The organism is Desulfobulbaceae bacterium (assembly GCA_013792005.1).
GTDB lineage: Bacteria > Desulfobacterota > Desulfobulbia > Desulfobulbales > VMSU01 > VMSU01.
In genome coordinates this window covers 1-7,798 of sequence record VMSU01000169.1, presented here as the reverse complement: position 1 = coordinate 7,798, position 7,798 = coordinate 1, and the positions used below count along the sequence as shown (strand labels likewise).

The following is a 7,798-nucleotide window of genomic DNA, read 5'->3' as shown; positions in this document are numbered from 1 at the left end:
GATTTAAATAAAGAAATAAATCAGTATGATGTCATGGAAGCGAAGAATGTAGATAGAGTAAAAAGTCTACAAATTCAAATCAGTGAAATTGAAGTTGACCGTGATCAGGGATTAGCCATTGAAAAAGAAAAATTAAATCAAAAGCTTTTAAGTTACAAAGCCGAGCTGGGAAAATTGGAGAAAGAAACCGAACTCACTTTGCTGGATGTAAAGGTCAACAAGGAACAGGAATTAAAGTCCAAGGAGGCACGTTTGGAGAAAGAACTCCAAACTTTGACTGTGAATTTGGAGGCCCTAGCTGCTGTTGAAGTTGTCCAATCTCCCTTTTCTTCTATTAATCCGGAGAAGCCGAAAAAAATTAAGATTGTCGTCTTTGCATTTGTCTTGGGAGTCATTGTTGCTATGATGGCTAGCTTAATGTATGCATTTTGGGCAAGGAATAAGGCTAAGATGGTGTAGGTTTTTGCATAAAAATTATTTTTGTCTCATGAAGTAACAAATGAATTCAGATAAGTAAAGGCTCTGGTGCGGTTGCACTTCAAACTTGAATCCGCCTCTTTTATAACCGCCCCAAAAAGCAGAAAAACTTGACTACCTTTCCTCGGGCGCCTTTGATCACCGGTTTTACGAAATGCAATAAGAAGCGTGAAATATTTGGTGGTCACTATTGACGACCGACCTCAGTGGCACTTTAAACATGAAGCTGCCACATAATTTCATAAGCTCATCATAACCAAAAGAGAAATATGCTAAACGGGAAACGAATTCTTATCACAGGATGCAGTGGTACGGTTGGTACTGAATTGGTACACCAGCTTTTATCTGGTCTGAAGTATCAGATATCAGAAATGATCGGCCTTGATAACAACGAAAGCGAACTCTTCTTTCAGGACCAACACCACCTCAATGATGCACGAGCGAGATTTTTTGTCGCGGATGTCCGAGACAAAGACGAGCTTACATGTAAGATGGCGGGAATCGACATCGTATTTCATGCCGCTGCACTCAAACACGTTGTTTTGAGTGAGCGTTCACCTGAGCAGGCGGTTCAGACCAATATTATTGGGGTGCAAAACGTGATTGCCGCCGCCCAAGCCAATGGGGTGGAAAGGGTCATTTTTACCAGTTCGGATAAGGCGGTGAATCCTACTAATGTTATGGGTACTTCCAAACTGATGGGTGAGCGCCTGATGACTGCGGCTAATAGCAACAAGCGTGGCAATGGGCCCATTTTCGCTTCTACACGTTTCGGCAATGTGCTGGGTTCAAGTGGATCGGTCATCCCTATCTTTCACAACCAGATTGCCAAAGGCGGCCCCGTTACACTTACCCACCGTGACATGACCCGATTCGTCATGAGTATTCAAGAATCGGTTCGTCTCGTCATTGACTCGGCCATGTTGGCGCGAGGAGGCGAGGTCTTTATTACCAAAATGCCGGTGGTGCGAATAGTAGACCTGGCCAAGGCCATGATCAATGAACTGGCCCCCGTTTATGGAAAAAGACCAGAGGAAATTGAGATTACTGAGATTGGGACTAAGCCGGGAGAAAAGCTTTACGAAGAGCTTATGAGTCCAGAGGAGACTCGCCGTGCGATCGAGCTTAAGCAATATTTCAGTGTAATGCCGGCATTTAGGGGCATCTATCACGATATTGATTATGACTACCCTGGCATCATCGGAAGCCAGGTAACTAACCCCTATGTTTCGGCGGATGAAACATCTCTCAATGTCGATCAAATTCGCCAACTGCTGAAAAATTACAACCTGTTGAATGTTCCAGGAGATACTTTAGGATCGCGTTACTGGCCCGGTGATAAGGAGGAAAAAGACTGATGCGGGTTATGATTCTCGGCGGTGACGGCTACCTCGGTTGGCCAACCGCCATGCACCTCTCTGCTCAAGACCATGAAGTTGTCGTGGCTGACAATTACCTGCGCCGCAACCTGATGCGCGCTGAAGATGTGGACCCTCTCTACGCCGTGCCTACCCTGCAGGAGCGCATTCGCCGGTGGAAAGAACACACGGACAAGGACATTACCCCATTCATTGGTGATCTTAACCAGTGGGATTTTGTTGCTCGAATTTTTAAAGATTTTCAGCCAGAAGCCGTTGTGCATTACGCCGAGCAACCCTCCGCACCTTATTCGATGCTGCGACGCGAAGCAGCTACCCTCACTATCAAAAATAATCTCGGCGTTACCGCTAACGTTATCTTTGCTGTGCGCGAATTTTGTCCTGATGCCCATATCGTAAAGCTGGGCACCATGGGCGAATATGGCACACCCAATATCGACATCGAAGAAGGGTGGCTGGATATCGGCCACAATGGCCGCAAGGACAAGTTTCTTTATCCTCGTCAGGCCGGCAGCCTCTACCACACCACCAAGATCATGGATACCGACCTGCTCTGGTATTACGTTCGCATGTGGGGGCTTAGGGTAACGGATTTAATGCAGGGGCCGGTGTACGGCATCTTTACCGATGAGGCTGAGCAGGATGAAAATCTGCTCACATTGTTCAGCTATGACGAACTTTTTGGAACCGTGCTCAATCGTTTTATTGTCCAGGCTGTGGCCGGCTATCCATTGACTGTTTATGGCAAGGGCGGACAGACCAGGGGCTATCTGAATATCAAGGATACATTGAGTTGCGTGCGCCTATCATTAGAAAACCCGGCAAATCAAGGCGAATTGCGTATCTTTAACCAGTTCACCGAGACCTTCAGCGTAAATGAACTGGCTGGTAAAGTGCAGAGTGTGGGCAAGTTGTTGGACCTCGATGTTCAGGTGAAGAGTATCGATAATCCTCGCAAGGAACTGGAAGAGCACTATTACAATCCGAGGCATACCGGATTGCTTGAATTGGGGCTCAAACCCAATATTCTGACAGAAGAAGTATTAACCAAAATGTTGAAGCATGTGCTCAAGTATAAGTCCAATATTGCACACCACAAAATTTTTAGGGGGACAAAATGGGCATGAATTGGCTAATCACAGGCGGCTGCGGGTTTCTAGGCACCAGTCTAATCAAGCGACTTGTGATGGAAGGCGGCCATCGTATCCGCGTCGTTGACAATCTTTCCGTTGGCACATGTGATGACTTGGCTGCTGTTTGCGAATTTACTGAAATCAACTCAGAATCCCTTGGGGATAAGTCTTCTGCTATGGTCGAACTTATTGTCGGCGACATTCTGGACGAGCAACTTGCCTTGGCAGCTGCTAAGGGCATGGACATTATCGTTCATTTTGCCGCCAATACCGGCGTAGGTCCCTCTGTTGAAGATCCCCGCATGGATTGTGTGACCAATGTGATCGGCACTTTCAATTACCTTGAGGCTGCACGGCACAATAAGGTGTCACGGTTTATTTTTGCCTCCAGCGGAGCCCCTGCAGGCGAGGTGAAGCCGCCTATCCATGAGGAGTTGCCGCCACATCCTGTCTCGCCATACGGCGCCAGCAAGCTGGCTGGCGAGGGATACTGCTCGGCCTTTTACCGGACTTTCGGGATCAAGACCATTGCACTTCGATTCGGGAATGTTTATGGGCCGCTTTCCAAGCACAAGAACAGCGTTGTTGCCAAGTTTTTTAAACAGGCATTGAACGGGGAACCGCTTGAGATCTACGGCGACGGGAGTCAGACAAGAGATTTTATCTACATTGACGATTTGATCCAGGCGGTACTCCTTTCGGCTCAGGTAGATATCGGAGGAGAGGCCTTCCAGATTGCGACCCATAAAGAGACGACGGTCGGTGAAATAGCGAAAAGCATAAAAAAACTCGTCGAAACCAGAACTGGCAAAGAAGTTGCGATATCGTTTGGCGAAACACGACTTGGAGACGTGAAAAGAAATTATTCCGACATCTCTAAGGCGAGAAGAATGCTCAAGTTTGAACCGGCCTTTGATCTTGAGAAGGGCTTGCAAGAAACATTACTGTATTACAACGCTTCTGTTGATCCCCGTTAATGTGAATAATGCGTCATGAATGTGTTTAATTCTTGCCATAATTACCTTGAGCCTCTCCTCTGGCGGATTTCTTCTTCGGAAGAACATCTGCTTGGCTAGGCCCAGAGAACAGTAAACAATACCTTCTTGTTATAGAAGACGGCCCTGAGGGCTAAATCGTAATGACGGAAATGAAAGCTAAAGCATCTTTTTGGGAAGCGACCGGCAGGAAAAAGATTACTTCACATCATCGCGAGGCTGCCATTGGCAGCTATCGGTATAATTATACGAAGTATCTCCCTGCTTCAAAGGATTCACTCATTGTCGATTTAGGATGTAGCGATGGTATATCACTGCAGTGGCTGGCTGGAGAGGGGTATCGTAACGTAGTCGGGGTAGATTCGGATGAGGTTGCTATCGCAAAGGCAGGAGAATGGATAGGCCAAGGCATCCCTCAGGTTCGATTGTACGCTATGGATATTGTAGATTTTGTAAAAGGGCTTGAAGTGGGCAGCGTCGATGTTTTTTTGATGATGAACGTGATCGAACACATCAACAAGAAAACCCTGCTTGCATTGATTGAAGCTATCAGAGAGAAGCTGAGACCTGAAGGGATATTGATTGCCCAGACGGGAAACATCGAGAATCCTATGAATTTTGGCCTTTTTGCAAGGGATTTCACCCATGAGATACCGTTCACAGCTAACAGTCTCAGGCAATTAATGAATCTTTGCGGGTTTGATCACGCAGGCGTCCACGTTAATCCCTTGCGGTATCGGCTTACGGTAAAGAATTGCCCACTGTGGGTTTCGAGCAAAGTATGTGGAATTTCCTTGAAGCTGTTTGCACTCGCCATGCGCATACGCATCGATATCACTTCTCCCATGATGTATTGCCTTGCAAAGAAAAGGCCTGTGAACAGCAGGGTGGTGTTGGAATAAGCTACACCTTTCAGAGATAATGCAAGGAAAATCACTGAGAATTCTTCGTTCCGATAAAAAGTTCCGCAATAAAAAAGGCGAACTGCATCAGAAATGTAATCGTTCATCTGGGGCACCAAAATTTTCGGCAGCCCCAGAGTTATAAAAAATCAGGCGGCGCTGCAGCAGCTGTGGTGCTGCTGAACGTTAACTGAAAAATTATCACTACTTTGTAGTAATGGAGATAGGGCGGTCTTCTGCAGCTTCACAACCAGGCAAAGAGCTTTATCTTTATGATTGGTATAGTCTGATTGATTAGAGGGAGTGTAAATGCATAACAATAAGGGCCTGGGGCTCTACCCAATGAGTACCCCATCTGGCGGCCCCTTGATCAGCTTGACCGATTTCGGGGTGGCCTTTCGGCGTTTGAGAAAGAGGATATTTGGACAGGATGAGGATATTTCAGATAATCTGAAGGATCGGAAACTGCCTTTTACCGAATATCCTCCCTGTGAAGGCTGCGGAGGAAGACAGAATATCGAGATCCTTTTGGCCCGGGATGGGAACAGAATCGTAGAATGCACAGACTGCGGTCTATGGTTCACATCTCCTCGTGTTCCTGAAAAACTTTGGAACGAATGGCTGCTACAGAGCGATGGAAAACGGAATATCGAGTTTACCGAGAATAGACTCAAATATGGGGCCGCTCTTTCGAGGAATATTCAATACTCTTTTTCATTTTGGTGGCGGATAAGACGACTCTATTACCAGAAAATTATCAAAAAGATGATGCATATTTATGGTTCGAAGTCCAGATTGGAGTTATACGATGTGGGCTGCGGGGCTGGCTTTTTGTTGAAGAGTGCTCTTGATCTCGGAGTACAGGTGTCGGGCAACGATTTGAATGGGTATGCAGTGCAAAAAATACGGCAGGTATGCGCCGTTGAGGTGTACGAGGGCTTTCTCTCCCAGTTGATAGAAAAAGGGGCTGTCCGCAGGAATACGTACCATCTCGTGACCATGAATGATTTCATAGAACACTCATACCATCCTCTCGCCGATCTGCGTGCCGCCTATGAGATAATGCGTGAAGGAGGTGTGCTTTATGTTAGTACATTTTGTACGGACAGCACACCGTTCGAGCGGTTGCGGGGAAGATGGGATATGTTGTTATGGAATCATACTTTTCATTTTAGCTCACAAACTCTGGTGAGGATGATTACCCAGGCAGGGTTTGTGATTGTCCGAACTCATGTGGAGAAGTCCCGTGGCCTGGTCGAGGTATTTGCCCAAAAGTGAAGTGTCTGCGTGGGATTCATGTTGTTTGCACCGATGACATCCTAGTTCTTCCAAGTAAAAATTTATTGATAGTAAAATATGTGTCCTTGTTTGTTTGTCATGCGTGCCGCCCAAGCAAGAAATACGCAAAAGTTACTTTAGGATAAATCCTCGCCTCAGGCGGGGTGAGACGCTACTTTGTCACATTTACTTTACAGCTGTGCACGCATAAGATTTCTCGTCATTCCGGCATGATTTTAGCCGGTATCCAGACCGTAGTGACGCACTGGACCCCAGCTAAAATTATGCTAGGGTGACGGAATGTAAGGTGCGAGCTAATCTGACAAAGTAGAACTAGAAACCACATTTTAGTCGTAGTATGGTTCCCTTATCCTATTTAGAACTTGCTGCTATTGTTAAAATAAAATTAAAAAATTTGCTATGCCGTCGACATCAACCATCAAGGAGAGGGACGGGCTGTATGCTCCCAAGTACAGCATCCGAAACATACCGTCCTTTTCGCAACCTAAAGGAACCGACTCATGACAGCGTCCTGCGCTTTCTTGCGGATGTTGCCACTCGCCTTTGCACCTTCTTCGACCTTTCCCTTCTCAACAAGACGCATTTCATGACCGACTATCAGCTCAGAAATTGGTTGGGCTGGCACCATCACCTGGCTAGTGCCATGCTGTATCATCTGGAAGAACGCATTTGGCACAAAGAAACAGTCCAGTTATTGAGACTGACAGGCATTATTGCACTTCTCGCTCATTTTTTTCCTCGCCGCGCGGTCACAGAAGACGAACTCATCAGAAAGATCGAGAAATGCCAGGGGAAATGGCATACCGCCATGAAGTCTGCTGTAAAAAAACAGCGAGTAAGGCACGCTGAGTTGATCGCGTGGCTAATGTGACAGCGTGGGAAGAGTATGAGTGACACTTTATTTAAGAGAGTAACGCGCGACAGTTTCATTGCCCTATTCTGGCAGGTAGCCGGGGGAGCATGTTTGTTTATCTTCCATACACTTTTAACGCGACACTTGAACATGGATGATTATGGTCGCGTCAGCTATGTCATATCGATTGTTGCGTTTTTGGGAATGATGGCGCCTCTCGGCCTCTCCCAGACCAGCATGCGGTTTGCGTCTGTATATTTTGAAACAAGCGATTGGAAAGCGCTGAAAGGCTTTGTGCATTACAGCATTGTCGTTTCATTTCTTGCAGGACTTGCGATGGCTATTATCATGTTTGGCCTGGCCGGCAGGTTCTTAGCGATATATTCCGACCCGCTGAGAATTGCCGTTTGGGCCATACCCGCTATCGGCCTAACCCTTACGCTTGGCGGCATCTTGCGGGGGCTTCGGCGTATCGGAAAAGCGACGTTCTTAATCACGGTCTTGGCGCAGGGGATTCTGGCTATTGCTATTGGAATTTCCGTAGTGTCCAAAAGTAATCTTGGCGTTTCCCGCGTGGTGATCTTTTATCTCACTGCATATCTCGGGGCTGCGGGTATTGGTCTGCTCTGGATGCTCAGGGGGGGCCTGTCTTCAGAGTATGCGGCTGCAAGAGCAGATTTTTCTTCGACAAAATGGTTGACGGTCTCTCTGCCCATATTAGTAAGCGTCATGATGGTACAAGTTTTTCAAAGGAGTGACT

General features: G+C 46.8%; 7 protein-coding genes. All 7 read left to right on the top strand.

The window, feature by feature from the left end; translation table 11 throughout:
* Positions 1-746 precede the first annotated feature (746 nt).
* Entirely contained in the window at positions 747-1,835 is a 1,089-nt protein-coding gene (locus FP815_10765; protein ID MBA3015418.1) for an NAD-dependent epimerase/dehydratase family protein, read from the top strand.
* Positions 1,835-2,983: an NAD-dependent epimerase/dehydratase family protein gene (locus FP815_10760; protein MBA3015417.1), complete on the top strand. Its 1,149-nt coding sequence runs from the start codon at positions 1,835-1,837 to the stop codon at positions 2,981-2,983. The genes FP815_10765 and FP815_10760 overlap by 1 nt, the downstream gene beginning before the upstream one ends.
* The gene (locus tag FP815_10755) at positions 2,980-3,966 is read left to right on the top strand and encodes an NAD-dependent epimerase/dehydratase family protein (protein MBA3015416.1); all 987 of its coding nucleotides are present in this window, start codon (positions 2,980-2,982) and stop codon (positions 3,964-3,966) included. The genes FP815_10760 and FP815_10755 overlap by 4 nt, the downstream gene beginning before the upstream one ends.
* 161 nt (positions 3,967-4,127) lie before the next feature.
* Complete coding sequence (locus FP815_10750; GenBank protein ID MBA3015415.1) at positions 4,128-4,886, top strand: class I SAM-dependent methyltransferase; 759 nt, start codon at positions 4,128-4,130, stop codon at positions 4,884-4,886.
* A gap of 309 nt (positions 4,887-5,195) precedes the next feature.
* Positions 5,196-6,164 carry a methyltransferase domain-containing protein gene (locus tag FP815_10745; GenBank protein MBA3015414.1) on the top strand — a complete coding sequence of 323 codons (969 nt, stop codon included), beginning with the start codon at positions 5,196-5,198 and terminating at the stop codon, positions 6,162-6,164.
* 460 nt (positions 6,165-6,624) lie between these two features.
* Complete coding sequence (locus FP815_10740; GenBank protein MBA3015413.1) at positions 6,625-7,056, top strand: hypothetical protein; 432 nt, start codon at positions 6,625-6,627, stop codon at positions 7,054-7,056.
* 15 nt (positions 7,057-7,071) lie between these two features.
* A partial coding sequence (locus FP815_10735; protein ID MBA3015412.1) for an oligosaccharide flippase family protein occupies positions 7,072-7,798 on the top strand: 727 nt, incomplete at its 3' end.

What these genes read in the sequence shown, in the direction of transcription:
- FP815_10765 (MBA3015418.1), top strand. Translation starts at nt 747, where the DNA reads ATGCTAAACGGGAAACGAATTCTTATCACAGGATGCAGTGGTACGGTT.
- FP815_10760 (MBA3015417.1), top strand. Translation starts at nt 1,835, where the DNA reads ATGCGGGTTATGATTCTCGGCGGTGACGGCTACCTCGGTTGGCCAACC.
- FP815_10755 (MBA3015416.1), top strand. Translation starts at nt 2,980, where the DNA reads ATGAATTGGCTAATCACAGGCGGCTGCGGGTTTCTAGGCACCAGTCTA.
- FP815_10750 (MBA3015415.1), top strand. Translation starts at nt 4,128, where the DNA reads ATGACGGAAATGAAAGCTAAAGCATCTTTTTGGGAAGCGACCGGCAGG.
- FP815_10745 (MBA3015414.1), top strand. Translation starts at nt 5,196, where the DNA reads ATGCATAACAATAAGGGCCTGGGGCTCTACCCAATGAGTACCCCATCT.
- FP815_10740 (MBA3015413.1), top strand. Translation starts at nt 6,625, where the DNA reads ATGCTCCCAAGTACAGCATCCGAAACATACCGTCCTTTTCGCAACCTA.